This is a genomic window from Nitrincola alkalisediminis (assembly GCF_009821115.1).
Lineage (GTDB): Bacteria > Pseudomonadota > Gammaproteobacteria > Pseudomonadales > Balneatricaceae > Nitrincola > Nitrincola alkalisediminis.
Map to the genome: position 1 here is coordinate 24,417 of NZ_VYTY01000018.1, position 25,672 is coordinate 50,088.

The 25,672-nt window shown below is 46.7% G+C and carries 22 protein-coding genes; 6 read left to right on the forward strand and 16 right to left on the reverse strand.

Annotation, left to right across the window (positions count from 1 at the left end; all coding sequences use genetic code 11):
• Positions 1-48: 48 nt before the first annotated feature.
• From F5971_RS17900 to dksA, 10 genes are all read right to left on the reverse strand, one after another.
• Positions 49-1,230 (reverse strand): acetyl-CoA C-acetyltransferase, encoded by a 1,182-nt coding sequence (locus F5971_RS17900; RefSeq protein WP_036514266.1) that lies wholly within the window; start codon positions 1,228-1,230, stop codon positions 49-51.
• 223 nt (positions 1,231-1,453) lie between these two features.
• On the reverse strand, positions 1,454-2,302 hold the full coding sequence (panC, locus tag F5971_RS17905; RefSeq protein WP_036514267.1) for a pantoate--beta-alanine ligase: 849 nt from the start codon (positions 2,300-2,302) through the stop codon (positions 1,454-1,456).
• A gap of 3 nt (positions 2,303-2,305) precedes the next feature.
• The gene (panB, locus tag F5971_RS17910) at positions 2,306-3,097 is read right to left on the reverse strand and encodes a 3-methyl-2-oxobutanoate hydroxymethyltransferase (RefSeq protein WP_193496474.1); all 792 of its coding nucleotides are present in this window, start codon (positions 3,095-3,097) and stop codon (positions 2,306-2,308) included.
• Positions 3,098-3,139: 42 nt separating this feature from the next.
• Entirely contained in the window at positions 3,140-3,634 is a 495-nt protein-coding gene (folK, locus tag F5971_RS17915) for a 2-amino-4-hydroxy-6-hydroxymethyldihydropteridine diphosphokinase (RefSeq protein ID WP_193496476.1), read from the reverse strand.
• Positions 3,631-5,088, reverse strand: a complete 1,458-nt coding sequence (gene pcnB, locus F5971_RS17920) for a polynucleotide adenylyltransferase PcnB (RefSeq protein ID WP_246187843.1) — start codon at positions 5,086-5,088, stop codon at positions 3,631-3,633. The genes folK and pcnB overlap by 4 nt, the downstream gene beginning before the upstream one ends.
• Positions 5,089-5,589: 501 nt before the next feature.
• Positions 5,590-6,945: a sigma-54-dependent transcriptional regulator gene (locus tag F5971_RS17925; RefSeq protein WP_193496479.1), complete on the reverse strand. Its 1,356-nt coding sequence runs from the start codon at positions 6,943-6,945 to the stop codon at positions 5,590-5,592.
• Between the two features lie 14 nt (positions 6,946-6,959).
• Positions 6,960-9,884, reverse strand: a complete 2,925-nt coding sequence (locus F5971_RS17930; protein ID WP_193496481.1) for an ATP-binding protein — start codon at positions 9,882-9,884, stop codon at positions 6,960-6,962.
• Positions 9,885-9,888: 4 nt separating this feature from the next.
• Positions 9,889-10,056, reverse strand: a complete 168-nt coding sequence (locus F5971_RS17935) for a hypothetical protein (protein WP_157682421.1) — start codon at positions 10,054-10,056, stop codon at positions 9,889-9,891.
• Entirely contained in the window at positions 10,057-10,941 is an 885-nt protein-coding gene (gene gluQRS / locus F5971_RS17940) for a tRNA glutamyl-Q(34) synthetase GluQRS (protein ID WP_193496483.1), read from the reverse strand. It lies immediately after the preceding gene.
• Between the two features lie 58 nt (positions 10,942-10,999).
• Positions 11,000-11,431, reverse strand: coding sequence for an RNA polymerase-binding protein DksA (dksA, locus tag F5971_RS17945; protein ID WP_036514275.1), 432 nt, complete (start codon positions 11,429-11,431; stop codon positions 11,000-11,002).
• A gap of 252 nt (positions 11,432-11,683) precedes the next feature.
• On the opposite strand from dksA, the gene F5971_RS17950 reads away from it, so the two are divergent.
• On the forward strand, positions 11,684-12,856 hold the full coding sequence (locus tag F5971_RS17950; RefSeq protein ID WP_193496486.1) for a pyridoxal phosphate-dependent aminotransferase: 1,173 nt from the start codon (positions 11,684-11,686) through the stop codon (positions 12,854-12,856).
• On the opposite strand, the gene F5971_RS17955 is transcribed toward F5971_RS17950, so the two are convergent.
• Positions 12,851-13,171, reverse strand: a complete 321-nt coding sequence (locus tag F5971_RS17955) for a Rieske (2Fe-2S) protein (RefSeq protein ID WP_193496488.1) — start codon at positions 13,169-13,171, stop codon at positions 12,851-12,853. The two genes, F5971_RS17950 and F5971_RS17955, sit on opposite strands and share 6 nt — an antisense overlap.
• 2 nt (positions 13,172-13,173) lie before the next feature.
• Entirely contained in the window at positions 13,174-14,715 is a 1,542-nt protein-coding gene (locus F5971_RS17960) for a bifunctional aminoglycoside phosphotransferase/ATP-binding protein (protein ID WP_036514283.1), read from the reverse strand.
• Positions 14,716-14,760: 45 nt separating this feature from the next.
• Between F5971_RS17960 and mrcB the strand changes: the two genes are divergently transcribed.
• Both mrcB and F5971_RS17970 read left to right on the forward strand, forming a co-directional pair.
• Positions 14,761-17,121, forward strand: coding sequence for a penicillin-binding protein 1B (mrcB, locus tag F5971_RS17965; protein ID WP_193496490.1), 2,361 nt, complete (start codon positions 14,761-14,763; stop codon positions 17,119-17,121).
• Between the two features lie 10 nt (positions 17,122-17,131).
• Positions 17,132-17,776 carry a tetratricopeptide repeat protein gene (locus F5971_RS17970; RefSeq protein ID WP_036514288.1) on the forward strand — a complete coding sequence of 215 codons (645 nt, stop codon included), beginning with the start codon at positions 17,132-17,134 and terminating at the stop codon, positions 17,774-17,776.
• Here the strand turns inward: F5971_RS17970 and F5971_RS17975 are convergent.
• Entirely contained in the window at positions 17,766-18,371 is a 606-nt protein-coding gene (locus F5971_RS17975; RefSeq protein WP_193496492.1) for a hypothetical protein, read from the reverse strand. The genes F5971_RS17970 and F5971_RS17975 overlap by 11 nt on opposite strands.
• A gap of 14 nt (positions 18,372-18,385) precedes the next feature.
• Positions 18,386-19,681: a glutamate-1-semialdehyde 2,1-aminomutase gene (gene hemL / locus F5971_RS17980; protein ID WP_036514291.1), complete on the reverse strand. Its 1,296-nt coding sequence runs from the start codon at positions 19,679-19,681 to the stop codon at positions 18,386-18,388.
• A gap of 168 nt (positions 19,682-19,849) precedes the next feature.
• On the opposite strand from hemL, the gene argC reads away from it, so the two are divergent.
• On the forward strand, positions 19,850-20,884 hold the full coding sequence (gene argC, locus F5971_RS17985; protein WP_036514294.1) for an N-acetyl-gamma-glutamyl-phosphate reductase: 1,035 nt from the start codon (positions 19,850-19,852) through the stop codon (positions 20,882-20,884).
• 64 nt (positions 20,885-20,948) lie between these two features.
• Complete coding sequence (gene erpA / locus F5971_RS17990; RefSeq protein WP_036514297.1) at positions 20,949-21,296, forward strand: iron-sulfur cluster insertion protein ErpA; 348 nt, start codon at positions 20,949-20,951, stop codon at positions 21,294-21,296.
• Between the two features lie 94 nt (positions 21,297-21,390).
• Here erpA and F5971_RS17995 read toward each other — a convergent pair whose 3' ends face one another.
• On the reverse strand, positions 21,391-22,494 hold the full coding sequence (locus F5971_RS17995) for an anhydro-N-acetylmuramic acid kinase (protein ID WP_036514300.1): 1,104 nt from the start codon (positions 22,492-22,494) through the stop codon (positions 21,391-21,393).
• On the reverse strand, positions 22,491-23,807 hold the full coding sequence (locus F5971_RS18000; RefSeq protein WP_051514652.1) for a M23 family metallopeptidase: 1,317 nt from the start codon (positions 23,805-23,807) through the stop codon (positions 22,491-22,493). Before F5971_RS18000 ends, F5971_RS17995 begins: the two co-directional genes overlap by 4 nt.
• 160 nt (positions 23,808-23,967) lie before the next feature.
• Here F5971_RS18000 and tyrS point away from each other — a divergent pair, with 160 nt between their 5' ends.
• Positions 23,968-25,260, forward strand: a complete 1,293-nt coding sequence (gene tyrS, locus F5971_RS18005) for a tyrosine--tRNA ligase (protein ID WP_036514303.1) — start codon at positions 23,968-23,970, stop codon at positions 25,258-25,260.
• The last annotated feature ends 412 nt before the right edge of the window (positions 25,261-25,672 follow it).

Here is a 25,672-nt window from a genome sequence, read left to right on the forward strand (position 1 = left end):
TTGGTGTCGGTCAGCCATCACGTTTTCGATGGCTGACCAGAGAGGCTGTTAGTCGCGCTCTACTGCAAGCGCTGTTCCCATGCCGCCACCAATACAAAGCGTAGCAAGGCCTTTTTTCGCATCTCTACGTGCCATTTCGTGCAGTAATGAAACGAAAATACGGCATCCTGATGCACCGATTGGATGCCCTAAAGCAATGGCGCCGCCGTTGACATTGACTTTGCTTGTATCCCAGCCTAAGTCTTTGTTTACAGACATGGCTTGCGCAGCAAAGGCTTCATTAGCTTCAACTAGGTCTAAGTCATCGACTGTCCAGCCTGCTTTTTCAAGTGCTTTTTGGGTTGCACAGATAGGGCCAGTACCCATGATAGCAGGGTCAACGCCGGAAGAGGCGTATGCAGCAATGCGTGCAATTGGCGTTAAGCCTAAGGCTTGTGCTTTTTCAGCCGAGCACACGATAACAGCGGCTGCGCCATCATTGATTGTGGAACTGTTACCCGCGGTGACCGTGCCATCTTTCTTAAAGGCAGGGCGTAACTTTTCCAGCATATCAATTGTGCAACCAAAGCGGGGTTGTTCATCTGTGTCAAACACAACGGGATCACCTTTGCGTTGAGGAATCAGCACTGGAATGATCTCGTCTTTGAAACGTCCAGCCGTTACTGCCGCTTCTGCTTTATTTTGGGATGCGAGTGCAAATGCATCTTGTTCTTCACGCGTAAACCCGTACTTCTCAACGATGTTTTCTGTCGTAATGCCCATGTGATAGTTGTTAAAGGCGTCCCATAAACCGTCTTGGATCATGGAGTCGACCATCTTCCAATCCCCCATGCGGGCACCATTACGAGAGTTAGGCAGTATATGTGGAGATTGGGACATGCTTTCTTGACCGCCAGCGATGATCATTTCGGCATCGCCGCAACGAATTGCTTGAACCGCCATTTGAATGGCTTTTAGGCCAGAGCCGCAGACTTTATTGATGGTAATTGCAGGAACTTCTTGTGGAATGCCGGCATGAATAAGTGCCTGACGAGCTGGGTTTTGCCCACAGCCAGCGGTTAACACCTGACCAAAAATGACTTCATCTACTTCCGCAGGGTTAATCGCATGCTTGTCGAGTAATCCTTTAATTACCGTGGCGCCGAGTGTGGCAGCAGGCAAGGAAGCAAGAGAACCATTGAATGCGCCTACAGCCGTTCGGCCAGCAGCAACAATTACAACTTCGCGCATGGGTATTCCTCATGAATTGGTAAAAATATCCTACACCGATTCATGCTCGCGTATGATGTTAAGAAAGTAAATCAAACGCCGAGCATTTCGCAGCGATAAACTATGATGTCTAACCGCTATGTGGGTATCTCGGCAGACCCTTTGAGTCTGCGCGAAATACAGCCGTTCTGTCAAGGTGGATGCTGATTAGAAATAGATCCGAAAGATATTTTAAGTGGGCTTTTTAAAGATCAATCTCGACGTTATCGATCAAGCGGGTATGCCCCATGTACGCGGCAGCCAAAATAACCAGTTTAGTATCATCGGCCTGCGCAGCAAGTAAATCTTCCTGTCGGACTATTCGAAGATAGTCGCGCTTGAATCCTGCCTTTTCGAGAAGGGTGAGGGCAGAGTCTTCCAACTCTCTATATGAGCGCTCGCCTTGATGTATCTTATCAGAACATGCCAATAAAACTTGATGCATTTGACTGGCGGCGGTTAATTCTTCGGCAGATAGATATCCATTACGAGAACTTAATGCTAAACCGGAGTCTGCACGGACAATTGGAATGCCCACGATTTCAATTGGGATGCATAAATCCGCAACCATTTTTCGGATAACGCGTAACTGCTGAAAGTCTTTTTTGCCAAAAAAAGCAATGTCTGGTTGTACAATGTTAAACAATTTACAAACAACGGTTGCAACCCCGACAAAATGCCCGGGTCGGCTATGTCCACAATAGAGTTCGGAGAGTCCAGGGACTTCGACAAGTGTTTGTGTGTTGCGGCCTTCGGGATAAATTTCCTGATCGGAAGGGGTGAATAAAAACGAACAACCTGCTGACTCAAGTTTGAGTTTGTCTGCATCGAGTGTACGCGGGTATTTATCTAAATCCTCATTTGCACCAAATTGCAGAGGGTTTACAAAAATACTGGCGACAACTATGTCTGCTTTTTTGACGGCTTCCTCAACTAAACGTATATGACCCGCATGAAGGTTACCCATCGTGGGCACCAGTGCAATGCGCAGACCTTGACGACGTAAGGGCGTTAAAACAGAGCGTAGCTCGTCGATTGTTATAATAGTTTGCATGGCTTAGAAACTCTGTGCTTCGCTCGGAAAGGTGCCATTCTTGACCTCATCGATGTAGCGCAAAATAGCGCCTTCAATGCTACTGCACCCTTCCATGAAGTTTTTAGTAAATTTAGGTCTACGTCCAGGTGTGATGCCTAACATGTCATGTAAAACAAGTACTTGAGCGTCAGTCGCAGGGCCTGCACCAATGCCGATAACAGGGATGCTTGCATTGCGGGTGATTTCTTCAGCCAAGAGTGATGGAACGCACTCAAGCAATAGAAGGCTAGCGCCAGCTTCCTCTAAGCGTCGAGCATCCTCAATCATTTCAAGTGCCGAGGATTTATCTTTCCCTTGAACTTTGTAGCCACCTAGTTTGTTCACCGCTTGAGGGGTTAAGCCTAAGTGAGCACAGACAGGGATTCCACGAGTAGCAAGCATTTCGATGCTCTCTGCGAGCCATGCCCCCCCTTCGATTTTGACCAGATGAGCACCTGCTTGCATGAGCTGAGCTGCGCTAGACATGCACTGTTCAGTCGTGGCATAGGTCATAAAAGGAAGATCCGCCATAATCATCGCGCCCTGATTGCCTTGGGCAACGCAGCGAGTATGGTAGGCCATTTCTTCAAGCGTGACGGGTAGCGTGCTGCTGTTACCTTGTAGAACCATCCCTAACGAGTCACCGACCAGAATCATTTCGATACCAGCAGTACTCATTAAATGAGCAAAGGTCGCATCATATGCAGTCAGAACTGTAAATTTTTTGCCCGCTTCTTTGAGGCTCGTCAGTGTATGCAGTGTGATGTTACTCATAAATCATCCAGACAAGAAATTGTGCAATGCATTAAAACGACATTATATCTGTATTTGCTTGAGTTTGCCCATTGGACAATTCGCTAGATAGTCTGAAAGCGGGGTTTTATCCGGAAAAATAAAATCAGGAGCTATTTCTGCTAGCGGATACACCACAAAATTGCGTTCAGTCATAAAGGGATGAGGGACCTGTAAGCGCTCTGTTTGAATCGACTCGTTACCGTAAATCAGCAGGTCTAGATCCAGTGTACGCGGCCCCCAATGTTGAACCCTGACTCGCCGATGGCCCTGTTCTAGGGCTTGCAGCTCATCTAGCAGCGCGTGGGCTTCTAGGTGGGTGTTTATTTCAGCCACTGCATTGACAAAGTCGGGCTGGTCTTGAGGGCCTACTGGTGCAGATAAATACAGAGATGAATGTTGAATCAGTGTCGATTCAGGCAGTTCTCTCAATTCTAATAATGCTTGTTTCACCTGCTCAAGCGGGACGTCTAAGTTGCTGCCAATGCCGATATAGCAGCGAATCGTAGCGGAACTCATAGACTGGGTTTCCGAGTAATGGGTTTGCGGCGACGTTTTTTTCTAGGGCGTTCATCTGTCGACTTGGCAATGCTCATAAGGCGGCGCTGTTCGGCGTTTGCGGATTGATAATCTGTCCACCATTTGCCCAAACCTTGTAAGTCTTCACCTGCGCTTTCGCGTAGTACGATTAAATCATAGGCGGCTCTAAATCGAGGATGCGTGATTAAGGTTTCAGCTTTTTTTCCATGATAGCGTGGAAGTCTTAGTTGCAGTTCCCAAATTTCGCGCATCGGTGTCGAAAAACGTCTGGGAATGGCGGTTGATTTTACCTGCATAGCTAATATCTGGTTGGCCGCTTCGTGCAGTGCAGGCAAGGGTGGTAATTCATCTAAGAGCTCTAAATAACGCTGCTGTAAGGGGTACCAGAGTAACGCGGCAAACATAAATGCCGGTGTTACGCTTTTGCCTTGATCCAAACGACGATCGGTATTGCGAAGAATCTGTGAGATTAGCTCGGCAGTTGGGTAATCTGGATTTTCAAGAATTGCATGCGTGGATGGAAACAGGTATCTGAATAAACCAAAGCGCTGTAATTGACGATATGAGGCGCTGCCATGGCCTGTTTGCAAAAGCTTGAGGGCTTCATCGAATAAACGGGCTGGAGCAATTCGGCTAAGTAAATTGTTCAGTCGATAAATGGGCTCGGCTGTTGCGTCTTCGACTTCAAATCCGAGTTTGGCTGCGAATCTTGCGGCTCGAAGCATGCGGACGGGGTCTTCGCGGTAGCGTTGTTCAGGGTCGCCAATCATGCGAATAATCCGGTTTTGCAAATCAGGATAGCCATTTGCAAAGTCGTGTATGCTGTAGTCGCGAACACAGTAGTACAGGGCATTAATCGTAAAGTCACGACGAAGGGCGTCTTCTTCAATACTGCCATAGACATTATCGCGCAGAATTAATCCCGTGTCTGATTGGCGACCATGTTCACCCGTTTCATTGTCATCTGAATCATGTGCTGCTCGAAAAGTGGCAACTTCAATGATTTCTCTACCGAAACGAACATGAAGCAATTTGAAACGGCGGCCGATCAGTCGTCCTCTATGAAATAGTTCGACGGCTTCTTCTGGGTGAGCTGACGTGGCTACATCAAAATCTTTTGGACGTTTTCCCAAGAGTAGGTCGCGAATACAGCCGCCTACTAAGTAGCTTTCATGGCCTGCATCATGAAGTCTGAAAACAACCTTCATGGCGTTGTCATCTAAAAGATGTCGTGGAATTTGATGAATGTGCTCTGGGATGACACGTTTTTCGCCTAAGTGAAGGTCTTGCATCAGCTGTTCTTTCAGCTCAGGCTCTGGAATCACTTTGTTTGGTATCGGTTTTGGCATGCGCTTCACTAGCAAAACGCCAGAGATAACGACACACAGAATGATCGCTAAAAAAATAAAATAGTCTAAACCCGTATTAAGCATCTGTTATTTTTGTTCCATTGAGGAGTGAAGTGTCAAGATTGTGCTATCTGCACATAATAACAGTTAAAATTTCGTAAGGGGATAGTCATGGTAAGGTCAGATGGGTGTGAAGGGATCATGGTGTGGAAGCTGAAGACAGACTAGGCAACAAAGTCTGTTGTTGTTTTTCGAGCACTGTGAAAAGTGTTTGTCGGTACTCTGTCTTCAGCTAAGCCTCATTGTTATTTTTATTTGAGGCGCTACATCATAAGTGTTTCAGCGTTTTTATTTTTATTGATGCTGATGTGTCTGTTTTTATTCTTATTACCCTATATATAGCAGGTATTGTGCCAACTTATTTAAGTTATTGTTTTATATTTGTTATTTTTGTTTTGGTTAAAAAAGCTGGTTTTTTTTCTAGCATTTGTTACGTGTTCTTCAAGGATAAGTGTTACCTGTGTGTAGTATGGTAACACTTTTCATGAAGTGTAACCGATTTGTAACCCCTCCGTTACAGCTCTGTTAACTTAGGCTTTCTTTTTTCGGTTTGCGAGGAATGCCTAACTTTTGGCGACGCTCCCAAAGGCATTTACGGCTGATGCCTAAGTTTTTAGCTAAGTCCGTTTCATTCATGCTGTCTTGATTCTCTAAGACGTAGCGCTGAAAGTAGTCATCTAGGGATAGGTCGGGTTTTGGTTCGTGCAGGCTTTTTTGCGTTTGGATGGGGTCTGCGGGTGGAGTTGTGTGCGCCGCTGAGATTTTTAATCCTAAAATATCCGGTGTGATGAGTGGGCCTTCCGCCAGAATAACAGCGCGTTCAATCGCATTTTGCAGCTCCCGAACATTGCCTGGCCATAAGTGCGCTTTAATCGCTTGCAAGCTTGCAGCGCTAAATTCTAGTTTTGCATTGTGCTTACGATTTTGTTCACTTAAGAAGATTCGTGCCAGCTCGACGATATCATCGCCTCGCTCACGTAGTGCTGGCATGTTGAGCTCCATGACGTAGAGTCTGTAGTACAAATCCTCCCTAAAGCGACCTTCGCTGGCCATGGCTTTGAGGTCTCGATGTGTGGCGGCAATTAATCGGACGTTTACTTTTCGTGCATGGACTGCGCCTACACGTCGAATTTCGCCTTCTTGAAGGAAACGTAAGAGTCGTGCTTGAGCTTCTAGAGGAAGCTCACCAATTTCATCAAGGAAGAGAGTGCCTTTATCGGCCGCTTCAATTAAGCCGCTTCGGCAGGTGTCAGCACCTGTAAAGGCCCCCTTTTCATGTCCAAACAGTTCAGACTCAATTAAGCTGTCGGGTATTGCCGCACAGTTGACGCTAATCATCGGAGCACTCGATCGCTGACTTTTTTGGTGGATACTCCGTGCAGCCAGTTCTTTTCCTGTTCCTGATTCACCCAGAATTAAGACGGTTGCATCTGTCTGTGCGACTTTATTAATGCGTTTTCGTAACTCAACCACGGCATCACATTCGCCTGTGATGAGGTCAGATTCGACAGCGAGCGTATCGTCTAGTACCGGCTCGGTACGGATCAGTTTGCTGATCGTATTTAACATCTCGTCATGATCGAAAGGTTTGGCGACATAATCAACAGCACCAAGTTTCATTGCATCAATCGCGGAACGCATACTGGCATAACTGGTCATGATTAACACCGGTATGTTAGCAAAGTTGCCAATCAGATCTGTACCTGCTCGACCGGGTAAGCGTAAATCACTAATAATAAGATCGTAGGCGTGAGCATGCATCAGGGTTTCAGCATCATTGACATTACTCGCGCAATCGGTGCTGTACTGATGTTTAACGAGTAGGCGTTTGAGCGCTTCTCGTATTACTTGCTCATCCTCAACAATCAGAATTCGGCTCATACTACGGGGACCTATTAATTCAAATAGCCTACGGAAGAGCAAATAGCACTTTGCCGTAAGGGAAGCTGAATGATTACCTGAGTGCCTTTGTTCTGTTTTTTGTTGGCAGGACTAATTATTTCAATAGTACCATAATGTTCAGTAATAATATTGTAGACTAACGAAAGTCCTAAACCAGTCCCTTTGCCAGGATCTTTTGTGGTGAAGAAGGGTTCGAACAAGCGAGGGAAGTGTTCTTGGGTGATACCTGACCCCTCATCTGTGACTCTGATCTTAAGGCGGTCATGATGAATACTGGCGTCGATTACAATCTTTGCGCGTTCAGTTGAGGCATCACACGCGTTATTAATCAGGTTAACAAAGACTTGCAGTAATAGCTGTTCATCACCATCACAATATAGCCTTTCGTCTACTTGGTTTGTAATTAGCATATCTTTACCGCGCTCATCTAGACGGACAAGGTCAATCGCTTCTTGAATGCATTGGCATAAATGGACGGGTGCAAACTCTGAGTGTCCGTCATTACTCCCTGTATGTGCAAAGCGTATCAATGACTGAACAATACGAGTGATGCGTGATGTTTGATGTAAAATTTGACTGCCTGTGCGCAGGACTTCGGGATCCTCTGTCTCTAATTTTAGATTTTGTGCTAAGCAGGCAATTCCCGTGACGGGGTTGCCTATTTCGTGGGCGACTCCAGCGGCAAAGCGACCCACTGAGGCTAAACGTTCTGTATGAGCCAAGCGGTTGGCCAGTGCTTTATGCTCAGTCTCATCTTCCACTAATAGAATCAACCCTTTCTCAGGTTGATCGTCTAAATGCGTTTTATGCAAGCTGAACCAATGGGTGATGCCGCCTATATCAATCGTGGTGGCGGGTTGGTAAGTGTCATTGGTGCGAGTGAAGTGGCCTAAAAACTCTGACCAAGGATACGGAAGTGCGGCAATGTTAACACCTAGTGTGGCTTCAGCTGAAAGGCCTGTGTAGTTTTCAAGCGCTTCATTCCAAAACAGTACGTATGCATGTTCATCTAAGGTACAAACCCCAATTGGCAGTCTTTGTAGCGTAAATCGATGGTGTCGTCTCATTCTATCGAGTTCGGCTGCAAGTCCTGAGAGGCGTTCATGGTAGTTTTCCAGTTGATTTTCAAGCAAATGGATTTCACGGCTTTTATACCGACCCTTGGAGTTTATTTCGTTGGGTCGTAGCACTGCTGTTGCTTCAGCTGGCCCGAGAAGACCGGATAGATTGTTTTCAAGTATGTTGCGCAGTCTTAATAGATCTAAGGGTTTCAGCTTGTTGCTCATCGGAAGCTTTAAAAGAGCCAAGGCCGCTTCAATCTCCCTCTGGGCAGATGCTTTCCCAAGTCGTGAGCTTAGACGCTGGGCGATGTCTTCAAGGGTTTCATGGTCTGAGCTAAAACTGGATGGTCGAGGCAGAGCGTTCAGTACACAGGATAACGCCGTATCTTGCTCTTCGGCGTCAGCGGGGACAACAAAAGACACTAAGATCATGGTTAAGGTATTGATCAGTAAAGATAGTAATGCAAAAAGATACCATTTATCCAACAAGTCTCGGGTAATCAGTGATGCATCGGGGAGTAGCACAGGTAAGAGAATTGTGAAAAACCAAAAGGCGGCGCCAGCGATAAGACCTGATAGAAATCCTATGCGGCTTGCTCTTTGCCAATATAGCGTGGCCAACACGCCGGGTAAAAATTGGACAAAGCCAATAAATGTAATGAGGCCTAGGTATGAAAGTTCATAATGATGATCGAGGTAAACATAGGCGGTGTAGCTGCCGAGCATGACAAACAGAATCAGGCTGCGACGAATCCACAAAAGCCATTTATACATACGAATGGAGTCGGGTAATCGAATAATGGGCAGTAAAAGGTGGTTTTGCATCATGGAGGCGAGTGCAACCGTGGCAACAATGGTGATCCCGCTGGCAGCTGAGAGTCCTCCAATAAAGGTAATGGCACCAAACCACTGTTGGTTGAGCTGATTACCTATGCCAAGCAGAATAAAGTCTGGATGACCCAGCGTGCCGAGTCGTTGACTTGCCCAGAGTAAAATTGGCACACAGAGTGCCATAATCAATAAAAACACGGGCATGATGATCATGGATAGGGTTAAGCTTTTTTCCGTTGCATTTTCACCAAACAATAAATGAAACATGTGTGGAGTGATAAAGGCGGCTGCGAAAAAGACGATGAATAGGGTTCTCCAGCTACCGGATTCAGGTGGCTGTTTCATATTTTGTAGAGCTTCTGGGTGTTGGCTTAACCACTCAGATAAGCCTGAAAACCCGCCGTGTATCCAAATGAAGGCAAAAAGAGTCAGCGTCAGAATGGCGGTTAGTTTAACAATAGACTCAAGGGCGATGGCGACGACAAGTCCGTCATGCCGGCTTCTTAAAGAGGCGTGTCGAGCACCGTATAAAATTGAGAAAAGCGCGATAATTAGACAAAATGCGGCTGCTATTTTGTGGCGGGGAACGCTTGAGTCAATCACATGAACCGATTCGACGAAGGCTTGGATTTGTATCGCCAGTAACGGCATGCTTGCGATTAGAATAAACAGAGTGATTAGGCTGCCAATAAAGGCGCTACGAAAGCGAAATGCAAACAAGTCGGCAACAGAGCTTAATTGGTAGCTGCGCGTGATCCTGAGCAACGGAATTAGAATTAACGGCGCAAGGATAAAGGTTGCGGTGGCACCAAGATAAGAGACTAGATAGGAAAACCCTGTCTCGGCCGCCATGCCAAATGCACCGTAAAATGTCCACGCGCTTGCGTAAACACCCAGAGAAAGAGAGTGAATGATAGGATTCTGAACAAGACGCTGAGGCAGAATGCCTCTCTCGGAGGCGTAGGCGGCTAAGAACAGTAAAAGTAGATAGGTGATGCTCAGCGTTGCAAGTAGATAAATGCTCATGGTTTCATCGCAGTTTGAGCCAAGCAATAAAGCTTGAGATAACAATAATGATCAGCCAAATAAAAAATGGCCATAGCCATCCAGTCCCTCCAAATAGCCATATATCCATCAGAGATGGCAAAATAAAAAAGCCGCTGAGCGTCAATAAAAACAGTAAGCGATGTTGATACATTCACGTCTCTTGCTGATTGGGTAAAACACAGGTGGCTGGAATCTGTTCAATGTGCCAGTTTTTGACTGCCCAGTCGATGATCTCATGTCGATTCGCTTGATGCATGTTTTCTGGTGGATTTTGGCCCAAGCATTTGAGTGCACAGCATAAGTTTTCCACCACCTTGTTATTTGAGATCGCTGGGGCTAGATTTTGCTTGCTGAGTTTCTGACCGTTTGCATAGGTGGCCAGTGGAATGTGAGCATACTCTAGTTTTTGGAAGTTGAAGTGCGATTGTAAGTCGCGTTGTCTAAAGGTCTCCTGCAGCAAATCAGCACCACGAACAATGTGAGTAATCTGTTGCTCATGGTCATCAATGACGACGGCCAGTTGGTAAGCGAAATACCCATCTCGACGTTTTAAAACAAAATCGTCGGGTCTTGGATGAAGCAAAACCTGCTTGCCTTGTATTCGATCTGTGAATTCAGATCCGATCGTGTCTGAGCGCAGTCGAAGTGCAACGCGTGCGTCAGCGTTTGGGGGTGTTTCCCTGCATTTGCCATCGTAAAGGTGGCGTGCATTTCGAGCGTCCAACTCGCTTCGTGCGCAGCCGCAAGGATAGGCCCTTTGCTGGTCTATGAGTTGGTTTAGGTGGGCTTCGTAGAGGTCAAGGCGTTGGCTTTGATAGACAATCGCATCATCCCATTCTAAGCCGTGTGCATCTAAGGTCTGTAGAATCCAATCGTTGGCGTCTTTGACAACACGGGGTGTGTCTATATCTTCAATACGAATTAACCATTTTCCTGCGTGATGGCGCGCATCAAGGAAGCTGGCAAGCGCTGCTAACAATGATCCAAAGTGAAGTGGCCCTGTAGGAGACGGCGCAAAACGACCCGTATATATCATGCGTTGTTTTGTCTATACAAGTACGGGTCAGAAATGCGATCACTGACCCGTCTAAGGTTTAACCTCCAAGCTGCTTTTCTTTAATCTCAGCTAAGGTTTTACAGTCAATACAAAGTGTTGCCGTCGGACGCGCCTCCAGACGACGTATACCGATATCAACACCACAGGCTTCACAGTAGCCATAGTCATCATCTTCGAGGCGCTCTAGCGCTTCATCGATTTTTCGAATTAATTTACGCTCACGATCCCGTGTTCGTAGCTCAAGGCTGAACTCTTCTTCTTGGCTTGCACGGTCAGTTGGATCAGCGAAATTAGTCGCTTCCTCTTTAAGATGAGTGATGGTGCTGTCAACTTCTTCCATCAACTCTTGTTTCCAGGCCTGCAGAATTTCGCGAAAATGCTGTTTCTGCGCATCATTCATGTATTCTTCACCCTCTTGCGCCTGATACGGTGCAGGGTGATGTATTTGAGAGTCGTTGTTGGTTGGCATAGTACAGCCTCACATCGCTTGCAATAATGAAAGGCATTACCAAAGATGAAATGGCCTTTCCGTTATTAGCTTAATACTAATCTACTTAAGATCTGTATTTTAGCATTAAGCCCTAAAAGGCGGTGAAATTACCAGAACCGACATCATTTAACCAGACCTAGAGCAATGAAAAATTGATATTCTCTGATATGCACTATGCTGGTGCGGTACGTTGAGGTTAGTATTCCCGTTTTTAGATGTGCAGGTAGAGTTATGCAAAATCAATGGAGCCTCCGCTCAAAAGAAATCGAGTCCTTTAAAGTGATGGACTTATTAAAGCGGGCCCGAGAGTTAGAAGCCTTGGGGCATGATGTTATTCATCTTGAGGTGGGCGAACCCGATTTTCCGACAGCGGGCCCTATTGTCCAAGCCGCTGCTGCCGCGTTAAATGCAGGTAAAACGCAATACACACCTGCAGCAGGTATTCCTGAGTTACGAGAAAAAATTGCGCAGTTTTATGCAGAGCGCTACAAGGTATGCATCACACCTGAGCAAGTGTTGGTGACACCAGGTGCGTCCGGTGCCCTATTGTTGGCGTTCTCTTTGATTGCCGATGTTGGGAAAACGATCATGATGAGTGATCCGAGCTACCCATGTAATCGTCAGTTTTTACGTCTGCTAGACGCTCGGGGGCAATTGGTGCCCACTGGGCCTGAACAGCGTTTTCAGTTGACGCCGGATTTGATCGCCCAGCATTGGCAGTCGTCTACGGCTGGGGTTTTGTTGGCTTCTCCCTCTAATCCAACTGGAACACTGGTTGATAAAGCGTCCTTGCATGCTATTGCAAATCAAGTCCATGAACTGGGCGGGCAACTGATCGTGGATGAGCTGTATCATGGTTTAACCTACGATACAGATGCTGATACGGTTTTGTCGGTCGATCCGAGTGCTATCGTGATTAACAGTTTTTCAAAGTATTTTGGAATGACGGGGTGGCGGCTCGGGTGGCTTGTTGCGTCAGAAGAGGCGGTTAAAGAGATGGAGAAAATGGCACAAAATCTGTTTATCTCGCCACCGACCTTGTCTCAATATGCGGCTCTCGCAGCTTTTAGTGAAGAGGCAATAAGCGTATTTGAACAGAGGCGTCAGGCATTTGCCCGTCGTCGAAATCTGCTGGTAGAGGGGTTGAAGCGTTTGGGGTTTGGGGTGCCTGTCGTACCTGATGGTGCATTTTATGTGTATGCCGATGCATCTCATCTCACCTCAAACAGTTTTGACTTTTGTTGGCAGTTGCTTGAAGACGATTTTATTGCTGTTACACCGGGTGCTGATTTCGGTCACTATCAAGCAGAGCGTTATATACGCTTTTCGTATACAACGAGCTTTGAACGTATTGAGGCTGCCTTGGAGAGATTGGCTGTTCGCTGCGCGTCCTCTAAATCATGATATGAGAATGTAAACTTGATGATCCTGGATAGAGGTTTGGCAAGCGCGTAGCGATTGGTGGCGGCACGGACCTGCTATGCAGACACCGGTTTCCGGTTTGAATAATGCGCCGTGAGTGGCGCATTGGATGAACTGCTTTTCAATGTCCATCAGTTGATTGGTTTGCCATTCCAACCGAATACCTCTATGCGGACAGTGGTTTTCGTATACGTAAACCGCATCTTTGCGTCGCATCACAATGAAGGCTTGTTCGTCGTAATCCAGGTTCACGGCTTGGTTGTCTGGAAAGTCCTCTAGCTGGCCGATATTAAGCATGCTTATCGACCTCCTTGAGGGAGTAGCAAGTTTTGTGCGCGCAGCTGTGATAGCAGCTGTTCTATTGCCTCATCATCCTCAGTGTCCACAGGGAGAGTGATGCGTTTTTCGTCTTCTGTTAGCGGTTGTTGAGTAGTAACTTGTTGATGCATGATGTGAATGTCAGCATCGGACGGGTCTTTACCCTCCTCATTGCGACGAACAAGTCGAGCTTCAACCAAATGAGGTTTGCAGGTGCAGCTAATAATGCGTACTGGCAGTTTCAGTCGTTGAGCAAGTTCGATGTAGCTTTTGCGGGTAATGCGTCGAATAAATGTGGCATCGACGACAACCGTTTGCCCTGAACGTAACAGCTGTTCAGCTAGATCGCGTAAGCGGTGGAAGGTGCGTGTGTTCATGTCGGCGCTATAAAGCTCGATTTCTTCACCTTGCAAACTTAATTGATGATGCAATCGTTTGCGTTCTACATCAGATCGAATACGGATGGCGCCAATCTCTTCAACCAGTTGTTTGCTTAAGTAACTTTTACCACTGCCGGAAACACCATGCATCAAGTAAAGTGCTGGAGGTGGCGGAGTGCAGTAGCGTTCAGTTAGGTGCAGGTAATGTCGGAAGCTGGCGGTATCGGGGTGCTCGCCCAGTAATGCAACTTTAGCACGGACCATAGAGCGGTATGCTTTGTAGAGATTCAGTAATCTGATGCCGCCATAATCCCCATTTTTTTCTAAATACAGATTTAGGCATCGATTTGCCCAGCGAGGCTGGTGATTAGCCTCTAGATCCATCAATAGAAACGCAAGATCAGAGAGTGTATCGATCCAACGAAACTGTAGGTTAAATTCGATGCAATCGAAAAGTCGCAATTGATCATGAAATAAGGTGATGTTTGCTAGATGCAAGTCGCCATGGCATTCTCGAACATGTCCTTGCTTTTTCCGCTCAATCAGCAAAGGAGCGAGCTCTTTAAAGTCTTGTGCGGTTTGGGTATGAAGGCGTAAGAGCAAAACGGAGTCCTCAAGCGCTTGAGGGTTTTGATTACAATGTTCATAATTGTCTGAAATCAGTTGCCAAAGGGTTTCGGGCTCACCCCAAGGGCTGTCTTGTGCCACAATGGGGATTCGCTGGTGAAAATCGGCAATCTGCAATGCCAGTGTGTCAATCCAGCGCGCTTCAAAGAGCTGTTTAGCGAGTTGGCGATCCAAGCGGTGTTCTGGATCAAATTGCGCCATTTTAACAGCGTATTCGATGGGATTTGAGGCGTCACCGATTTTAGGGTCACTATGAGTACCGCTAATCGCAATGACGTCTTGATAAATATCGGGTGCTAATCGCTGATTTAAGCGCAATTCTTCTTCACAACACACACGGCGCTGTTCTAATGATGTAAAATCCAGAAATCCAAAGTTAACCGGCTTTTTAATTTTATAGGCGAACGTGCCGGTCAGCAGAAGCCACGAGATATGAGTTTCAATCACCTCAATGTGGCTACAAGGATGTGGGAAACGATCTGGATTCATTAATGAATGTATCAGTGTTTTTAACATTTTGCTCTGCTGCTGCCTCTTGTTATCAGAGATTATACAAGTCTAATGTCAAAAAAGAGAGTTAAAACCACACGTAGACGTGGTCAGAATCAAAAGAAGTCTACGGGCAGAGCCATATTTAAATGGATGTTTGCTGCATTTTTAAAATTATCCATCTTGGGTGCTGTTTTTTTTGCGGTGGTTTTGATCTATGTCGATGGTCAGGTTCGCGAAAAATTTGAAGGAAAGCGATGGGCGTTACCTGCAAAGGTGTATGCTCGTCCCTTAGAGCTCTATCCCGGGCAGTCTATTAGCATTCAGGACCTTCGCGAGGAGTTGACGGGGCTTGGTTATCGCTTTGTAAATGCGGCACAAGGGCCGGGTAATGTTGAAGTGGCGAACAATCGAGTACGTGTTCTTACACGAGGATTCGATTTTCCGGATGGTGCAGAGCCTCAGCGTCGTTTGATGCTCGAATTTTCGGGTGAGCGTTTGCAACGGGTGCATGATGAAGCTCGTAATGAAAACCTGCCTTTGGTGCGCATGGAGCCTATTCAAATTGGCGGTATATACCCGCATAGTAATGAAGATCGTGATTTAATTCGGATTGAAGAAGCGCCTCCTTTTCTAAAGGAAGCGTTGTTAGTCGTGGAAGACCGAGACTATTACTCGCATCATGGTGTCTCTATCAAGGGCATCAGTCGTGCACTGTGGGTGAATATTCAAGCGGGCCGCTTTGTGCAGGGTGGAAGTACACTGACGCAGCAGCTGATCAAAAATTTTTATTTAACATCTGAACGAACCCTTTCGCGTAAACTGCTTGAGTTGCCCATGGCATTGGTCATGGACTTCCGTTATGAAAAAGACGAAATCCTAGAGGCCTATTTAAATGAAGTCTATTTAGGCCAGTCGGGGACTCGTGCGGTACATGGCTTTGGTTTAGCATCTCAATTTTATTTTTCACGCCCGGTGACTGAATTGGAATTGCATCAGGTTGCTCTGTTGGTTGCGATGGTGAAAGGGCCGTCTTTCTATGATCCGCGCCGCAATCCTGAAAGAGCCATGCAGCGTCGAAACCTGGTTTTGAGTATGCTTAGGGATCACGGCTATATTAGTGATAGCCAATTCCAAGAGGTGGCGGCTCTGCCTTTGGGGATCGCGCAAGCGCGTAGTCTTCATAAAGGGGCCTATCCTGCGTACCTTGATTTAGTCAGAAGGCAGTTACGTAAAGATTATCGTGATGAAGACTTGTCTTCAGAAGGATTGCTGATTTTCACGGCCTTAGATCCGTTGGTTCAGTCACGAGCCGATCAGTCGATGGTGACGGTTCTGAATGATCTTGAAAAACGGCATGGCGCAAGAGGGAAGGACCTTCAAGGAGCAATGGTTGTCACAGACCCTCAAACAGGAGAGGTGCTTGCTGTTGTCGGAGGTAAAGATACGCGTTATGAAGGCTTTAATCGTGGCTTGGATGCCGTTCGTCCAATTGGATCCTTAGGTAAGCCTGCTGTTTTCCTTGCCGCATTAGAGCAGGGATACACTCTGGCTAGCGTATTGCAAGACACACCGATTAATATGCGTTTGCCAAATGGGGATGTGTGGTCACCACAAAACTTTGATCGGCAAACCTATGGCAATGTACTGATGCATAGAGCGTTGGCGCGTTCATTAAACTTATCCACCGTTAACTTAGGCATGGCGATTGGTCTGCCAAAAGTTGTGGATGTTCTAAAGCGATTAGGGGTTGAGCGAGATATTCAGTTGTTTCCATCAATGTTGCTTGGGGCACAAGGGATGGCGCCAATTGAGGTCGCTGAAATGTATCAAACCTTTGCTTCAAATGGTTTTAGAATGCCTTTGCGATCCATTCGAATGGTGACAACGGCTGATGGCGAAGAGTTGTCGAGATACCCTTTCCAACTACGTCAGCAAGTGGATGCTGCATATGTTCATCTGATTCAGTATGCGATGCAGGAAGTGGCTCGTGAAGGAACGGCTCGAAGTATTTATCAACGTTTACCGACGTCTTTAAATGTCGCAGGTAAAACGGGAACCAGTAGCGATCAGCGTGATAGCTGGTTTGCAGGCTATACGGGTAATCGGCTAGCCGTCGTATGGGTGGGTCGTGATGATAATAGTCAGCTACCGTTTACGTCGACAGGTGGTGCCTTGCCCGTATGGATTGAGTTTATGGCACGTGACAAGCCTGAACCTCTAGTGGCTGCACGTCCGTCTGGTATAGAGTATGTTTGGATAGATGAAGAAACGGGGTTGAGGTCGGACCCTTTATGTCAAGGCTCAAGACAATTACCCTTTATCACGGGTTCTGCACCACAGGTTAGTGTAGACTGTGGTCAGCATCCGTCAGTGAATACACCAACGCCGGTGGAGCCTTCGAGTGGATGGTTGAGAAATTGGTTGCGATGAGGAAAGATAAATGAAACACACTAAATGGATTCTGATTTCTGGGAGCCTGTTATTGGCAGGTTGTGCAACCTCCAATCCGTTCACGAATATTCCGGTTGAAGATAGGACAGGGCGTCCTGTGCAATCAACGCCCCCCGCGCCAGTCGCGACACCGCCAAGTGGTGTGATAGTTACGCCTGTGGACCCAGGTTTGGGTGTTACGCTTCCAGGTGAAATTCCGGTGGTTAGAATGCAAAGAGATTTGCCGCCTGCCGATGAAGTTTGGCAGCCCGTAACTCCGCAACAGAGCGCACCTGCGCCATCAGTACCTTCAAGTTCCGCACCGTCGGTGCCTGAAAATACAGCCGTAGTTGCTTTGCTTGAAGCCGCTCGATCTGACACCAATAGTGGTGACCTAAGAGGTGCTCAGTCGCGTCTGGAGCGTGCGCTTCGCATCTCTCCAAGAGAGCCTGATGTGTATTACGAGTTGGCCGAAGTAAAGCGTCAGTTCGGGCAGTTCTTGGATGCTGAACAGGTCGCCTTGCGGGGGGTAGGGGTTGCTGAAGGGCAGCCAGCTCAGCTTCGAAAACTGTGGATTTTGATTAGCCAAATCAGAACGGAGGCCGGTGATTTGGCGGGTGCAGAAGAGGCAAGGGAGCGTGCCTCTAAGTTTTAGAAAACTCATCTAGCAGTGCGCTAGCGGCTAAAGGGATGAAGGCGGCTAGTGCAAAGTTAAAGAAAATTGGGTTCCCTGCTGTTCCTATCAAAGGAATGAAAGAAAAGAACACAAGTCCTATACTCGCAACGAACGCGCTGCTTAAGCCTTTAATCTTTGCCGTTGCCTTTTTGAACAACAGACTTCCTGCAAATAAAGCCAGCAGAATCGCAATTGAGAGTGTATGTGCGTACAGCACGGCATACCCCATCGCGCGTGATAGTTCAAAAAATGCAATGAGGCCTAAAAGCCAGCGTCCCCATCCTGCCATCGACCAATGCCACTGCTGTCCCGTTGCGAGAAAGACCGTGGCTATAAACGGCAGAGCGACGTACATACTCAGGTTTTCGGTCATTTGTAGAAGTGTCGTTTGTTGCGGACCTTGTGTGAGTACGAGATGTGAGAGTGCATAGGCTGTCACAAACAGTGAGCTGAGGGCAAAAACCCTCACTTTGTAGTGAGTCTCAGGCTCTGCTGACCTCAGCCGCTTGAGCAGCCAAACGGCTGCTAAGCTGCTGCTCATCAATAGAATCACATGGGAAACAGATTCAATCATTGAGGCCTCATGAGTTAAACATCGTTGCGCGTTAAGTCTGCAAACACGCGGTCTGCGGCTTGTAAGGTGGCATCTAGATCGGCTTCAGTATGCGCGTTTGAGATAAAACCAGCTTCAAATGCAGAAGGGGCGAGATAAACACCTTGCTTTAACATGCCGTGGAAAAACCGCGAAAAAAGCTGGGTGTTGCAGCTCGTGGCATCAGAAAAGCCTTTGATTTCCGTTGCTTCAGTGAAGAAAAGCCCAAACATGCCGCCTACACAGGTTGTTGTAAATGGAATGTGGTGCTTTGCCGCAAGAACTTTTAGCCCTTCAGTCAAGTACTCGGCTTTAGCGGCCAATTGCTCATGCACACCCTCTTCGCAGAGTGCATTTAGCATGGCTAAACCTGCAGCCATCGCTAGGGGGTTGCCAGATAGGGTTCCTGCTTGGTAGACAGGTCCAAGCGGTGCAATATGAGACATGACCTCTTTTCGACCCCCGAACGCACCAACAGGTAAACCTCCGCCAATGACTTTGCCCAGCGTTGTTAAGTCAGGCTTTACACCGTAGAAGGCTTGTGCGCCACCCAAAGCCACTCTGAATCCGGTCATCACTTCATCAAATATCAGGAGGCTTTGATACTGATCGCACACTTCACGGAGTCCTTCAAGGAAGCCTGGAACCGGTGGAATGCAGTTCATGTTGCCAGCAACAGGTTCTACAATGATGCACGCAATTTGATCGCCCACGTCAGCAAAGGCTTGGCGAACAGAGTCAATATCATTAAATGTCAGAGTGATGGTGTGCTCAGCCAGTGCTGCAGGTACGCCGGGCGAATTGGGTTCTCCAAGAGTGAGCGCTCCTGAGCCTGCTTTAACCAGCAGTGAGTCAGAGTGGCCATGGTAACAGCCCTCAAATTTAACGATTTTGTCACGCCCAGTAAAACCACGAGCCAAGCGAATAGCACTCATGGTTGCCTCGGTTCCTGAGCTGACCATCCGTATCATTTCCATCGAAGGAACCAGCTCACATACCTTGTCGGCCATGCTGGTTTCAATGGCGGTGGGTGCGCCAAAGCCAAGCCCATTGTCTAGAGCTTCACGAACAGCATTAATCACAGGAGGGTAAGCATGACCAAGAATCATGGGACCCCAAGAGCCTATGTAGTCGATGTAGCGCTGATCATCTTCGTCATAGATATAGGCGCCTTTTCCACGCTTGAAGAAGATCGGTGTGCCACCAACCCCCTTAAATGCGCGTACCGGGGAGTTTACGCCCCCTGGAATATGAACTTGAGCGGCTTGAAAGAGATCATCGGATCTTGACATGAATAAACTATCCTTTAATAAGTATTCTGAACACCATTAGTCTGTCTATAATAGTGATTATTGAATCAGATTTGTATGATATGGGTTTAAAAGCTGTCATAACCTATGTGTATCATACAGAGTTAAGAGCATTACGCTGCACAACTGACATTAGATTGAGAGGTTAGGGTGATTAAAGTAGGTATAGTAGGTGGCACGGGGTATACCGGGGTTGAGTTACTCAGGGTTCTGGCAAATCATCCTTTTGCAAAGGTCGAAGTGATTACGTCACGCTCCGAAGAAGGTGTTTTAGTGGCCGATATGTATCCTAACCTCCGAGGTCATTTGGATATTGGATTTACCGTTCCGGATATTGAAACGCTGGCGGCCTGTGATGTTGTTTTTTTCGCTACCCCTCACGGTGTAGCCATGAGCATGGCGCCAGAGCTCATTGATAGAGGTGTGCGGGTCATCGATCTGGGCGCAGACTTCAGGATTAAAGACATTCCTTTATGGGAAAAGTGGTATAACCACACGCACACTTGCCCTGAGTTGGTTGAAAAGGCGGTATATGGTTTACCAGAGGTCAACAGGGAAGCGATTCGCACCGCTCAATTAATTGGTTGTGCTGGTTGCTATCCTACCGCTGTTCAGCTCGGTTATTTACCCTTGTTAGAGAAGGGTTGGGTTGATCACAGACGTTTGATTGCTGATTGTAAATCGGGCGTGAGCGGAGCAGGTCGTGGTGCAAGTGTTGGGGCATTATTGTGTGAGACCAGCGAGAGCATGAAAGCCTACGGCGTACCTGGACATCGCCATTTACCCGAAATTCGTCAAGGCTTGGCGAGAGCGGCCAATAAGCCAGTCGGGCTGACCTTTGTGCCTCACTTAACACCAATGATACGTGGTATTCATGCAACGCTTTATTCGGTACTGAAAGACCCTGTTGATTCAGGACTGCAAGAGTTGTTTGAAGCGCGCTATGCTAATGAGCCCTTCGTAGATGTCATGCCAGCCGGTAGTCATCCAGAAACTCGCAGCGTAAAAGGGTCGAATGTCTGTAGAATTAGTGTGCACCGGCCGCAAAATGATGACACAGTTGTTGTGTTGTCTGTGATTGATAATCTTGTTAAAGGTGCATCAGGTCAGGCGGTTCAAATCATGAATATCATGTTTGATCGACCTGAAAATGAAGGCTTGACCCAAGTTGCGTTGATGCCTTAGGTAATACTTGACTGCTTTGCTTGGTTTTGTAAGAATGCTCTGTCCGCAATGAGGTTATCGAGCAATGACAGAATCGACTGAAGAAACAACTCTTTATTTTACGCAATCAGCCGCTGCAAAAGTCAGGGCATTGATTGAAGAAGAGGAAAATGAGAGTCTAAAGTTGCGTGTGTTTATTACGGGCGGCGGTTGTGCTGGGTTTTCGTATGGCTTTACGTTTGACGAAGAGGTTGCCGAGGATGATACGGCAATCACGACGGATGGCGTGACTTTGTTGGTGGATCCTATGAGCTTTCAATACTTGATTGGCGCTCAAGTGGATTACCAAGAAGGGTTGCACGGTTCGCAGTTTATGATCAAAAACCCGAATGCGGCAACGACTTGTGGCTGTGGATCCTCATTTTCTATCTGATCGTCTTTGATAGCCCATTTTCCTTGTTGGAGGATGGGCTAGTATTCTTGCTCTAACTCTTTTACGTTAACTCTTTTTACCTATTTAATGTCCTCTACGGATAGTAGATCCCTCCGAGTATGCGCTTCCCTTTTGCGCCCGTTACATCAGGTAAGTTGCCTGTTTTGTGGTGCAGTGTACGCCATGCGAGCCAAGCAAACGCGCAGGCCTCGACCCAGTCTGCATCCAAGCCTAGTGAGTCGGTTTTTAGGGTTGGTCTCCCTAAGTGCTGTTCTATGCGTGATTTTAAGAAAGCGTTGTGTGCCCCGCCGCCGCATAGAAAGATATCGGCCTTGTCATCTTTTTCTAATCGTTTTATTTCATCGCAAATACTTGAAGCAGTGAGTTCAGTGAGCGTTGCTTGCACATCTTCGGGCAGGATAGGTGTTGCGATAGTGCTGATGACGTTTTCTAGCCAGTCAAGATGAAAAGCCTCTCGCCCTGTGCTTTTAGGCGGTGTTAGTTTGAAGTAATCATGGCTTTGCAGAGTTTGTAACAGCTCTGTATGAATGTGGCCAGAGTTGGCCCAGTCTCCATGTTCATCAAAATGCCGTTGCTTATGCTGATGTATCCACGCATCCAGTAGCACGTTGCCGGGCCCTGAGTCATAGCCTAAGACTTGAGCACTTGGATCGGCGGGTAGAAAGGTTAGGTTGGCCATTCCTCCAATATTAACAATAATCCGATTCTGTTGATCTGAGCGAAACAAGTGATCATGAAACGCAGGTACTAAGGGGGCGCCTTGCCCACCTGATGCTAAGTCTCGCCGTCTAAAATCGGCAATGGTTAAGATGCCTGTTCGCTCACATATAATGTTCGGATCACCCGCTTGTAAGCTAAAGCCCTGCTCTGGATAGTGGCGCAGTGTTTGTCCATGGCAGCCAATGGCAATGATATCCTTCTCTGCTACAGCATATTTCTCCAGTAAGGCGCGTGCATTACTAGCAAATATCTCTCCTAATAATGGATCTAAATGAGCGAGTGCTTCTATTTCGGATTGGCCTGGTTGGGTGAGCCTTAATATTTTCTCTTTTAAATCAGATGGGATGGCTTCACGGTAGGTTCCATGCAGTTTGAATGTTGTATCAAAACTGACTAAAACACTATCGATACTGTCTAGGCTGGTGCCTGACATGATTCCGATAAAGTAATGACTCATGGGTATTGAGGCTCGTTGTAAGGTTTATAGGAAGCAAGCAAAGGTTCGGAAGATGGCTCTAGAAGCTGGGTGAGTTTCACAACATTTTGTTCAAATAACGCTCGCTCTGCTTGAGGGATCGTGACTAGATCTTTGCTTTTTGCGGTTAAAGGGTTTTGGTGTTCACCATGGATTCGGAACTCATAATGAAGGTGGGGGCCTGTGGCTAAGCCAGACATGCCAACATAGCCAATGAGTTGGCCTTTTGTAACAGGGGTGCCCACTTGTGTGTTTTTAGCGAAGCCATTCATGTGAGCGTATAAAGTTGAAATTCCTTTGGGATGCTCAATGATGATGGTATTGCCAAATCCACCATCGGGCCCTCGAAACGTAATTTTTCCATGGCCAGTTGCATAAATGGGGGTGTTCATAGGTGCTGCGTAATCAACGCCTCGGTGAGGGCGAGCGTAACCAAGTAAGGGGTGTAGACGGTTGCGTTGGAAAGGTGAGCTAATTCGAGCATGTTCTAAGGGTGCCGATAAGAATGTATGCGCTAAGCCTGTGCCATCCGCTTTAAAAAAGCCAGTTACGCTGTGCTTTGATGTGTGGTGGTAGAGTTGTAAAAATGCAGTCTCTGATTTGAACTCAAAAGCTAATAGTTGTAGGGGTTCGGTGGGCGCTAGGTGTCGTGGTTGTTCTGATATCAGTAAATTAAGAGCGTAAGGTGACTGATTGAGTAGATCAAGGTCAATGTAGTTATCGAGGGCATCCAGCAATTGACGGTAAATTTTCCTATCTAGACCCATGCTACGTAATGCAGGATAAAGACGTCCATTGATCTCAAGGTTGAGGCGGCGAAGTTGCGGAGAAGCCGGGGCGTTATTCACTTGAACGTGCCACTCATCTGATGTGCGAATAAACTCCCACTCAGTATCCTTAGAGAAAAACTTCAGTGTTAAAAGGGTAGAGGCATCAAAAACAAGCGACATACGCTCAATGAATGAATGTTGGCGTTTGATATCTTCGAAGCTTTGTTCTTTAAGTAAGGACGCAATATCAGATGCGCTGATACCTGCTTTACTGAGTGCTTCATGAAGATCAGTGTTCTCATCCAGTGGGTAGCTGACCCAAGCGGAATTCGGATGAGTATGTGCGGATGTTTGTGAGAGAGGTAAAACTGAAAAAGTGGTGACGTGTTTTTCTTCAATGAGTATTTCGGTTTCAACTGAGCTTGAGTTATCTGTAGGTTCAAAATTTATGTTTTGAAAAAATAGGATCACTGCTAGCAAACACAAAATGAAAGGAACTAAATAGGTGCGTAGCTGAGATGTCATGAGGTTTAAGTGATTCTCGAATGCTAAAAGAGGATGCTGGTGGCTAAAAAATAATCAAAAAATACAATTTATACTCTCAAAGGGATAGGTTGTTTGTCAATCGGGTCCGCGACCCTGTAAAATCGTGGGTTAACCTTAACTCAATTGGATAGATAGGAAGATGAGTAAACCAACTTTGATCGAAGATTTAAAATCGCGTGGGCTAATCGCTCAGACCACCGACGAGCAAGCATTGAAAGAGCACCTTGAGAAGGATGTGGTAACTTTGTATTGTGGCTTCGATCCGACGGCAGATAGTCTTCATTTAGGTCATTTGGTTCCTTTGCTGATGTTGAAGCGCTTCCAGGATTATGGACATCGTCCTATTGCGTTGGTGGGCGGGGCTACAGGCTTGATTGGTGACCCGAGCTTCAAGGCGCAAGAGCGTCAATTGAACTCTGCGGACGTGGTGGCCAATTGGAGTAATCGTCTTAAGCAGCAAATCAGTCAGTTTATCCGTTTTGATGATAAAGACGGTGCCATCATGGCGAATAATTATGATTGGACGGCAAGTGTTGATGTGCTGACCTTCTTGCGTGATATCGGCAAGCACTTTACGGTTAACAAAATGATCGCGAAGGAGTCGGTTAAGCAGCGTATAGAGCGTGAAGATTCCGGTATTTCCTTTACTGAGTTTACTTATCAGATTCTGCAGTCGTACGATTACCAAGTATTGAATCAGCAGCATGGCTGCTCGCTGCAGATTGGCGGTTCTGATCAATGGGGTAATATTACTGGTGGCATTGATCTTGTTCGTCGCATGAATGGAAAGTCAGTTCATGGTCTGACGTTGCCATTGATTACAAAATCGGATGGTACCAAGTTTGGTAAAACAGAGGGTGGCGCTGTATGGTTGGCGCCGGAAAAAACCTCTCCTTATGCGTTCTACCAATTCTGGTTGCAAACACCTGATGCGGATGTGTACCGCTTTCTGAAGTTTTTTACCTTCTTAAGTGTAGAAGAGATTGAAGTTCTTGAGGCAGATGATAAGGCGTCAGAGGGTAAGCCTAAAGCGCAAGGTGTTCTCGCTAATGAAGTTACACGCTTAGTGCACGGTGATTCAGCTCTGCAGGCAGCTCAGCGCATTACTCAGGCTTTATTTTCAGGCGAGATGGATAGCTTGAACGAAAGTGATTATGAGCAATTGAAGCAAGACGGGTTGCCTGCTTCAGCGTTGCCTGCGAACTTGAGTGAGTTGTCTTTGACAGGCTTGCTGGTGGATGCGGAGGTTGCAACCAATGGTAAGCAAGTTAAAGATGCATTGCAGCGTAACTCGGTGATGGTGAATGATTTGGCATGTGGTGTGGAGCAAAACATGCAAGCATCCCAAGTATTCTCAGAGTCGAATGCCCGCTTTGGCCGTTACTATCTGGTCAAGTTGGGTAAGAAGAAACATCACTTGTTTTACCGATAGAGTCTTATTGATTTAAAGAAGTTACTCTTTTTTTTAAAAAGTAGTTGACCTCTCCTAAAAACCTCTTTAATATTCGCGCCTCGCTTGAGAGACAAGCCCTTCCGGGGGAAAGTCACTGAAGCGGGGCTTCTTTTTAAGTGTTTGATTCAAATGCAGATTAAGAAGCAGTTGGTGGTTTTTCAGGTGAATGTTTCGAGAAAATGATTTAAAAATTCTTGAAAATAAAGCTTGACACTGACGAGGGGTTCGGTAGAATACGCACCTCGCTTGAGACGACTCAAAACACCGAGTTGACCAAGACGCTCTTTAAAAAATTAATCAGGTAATGCGTGTGGGCGCTTGTTCAGGTTAGGCATTAAAGCTTAATCAAAAACAAGCAACCTATATGTGAATTCATTTAGATGTACGTTTT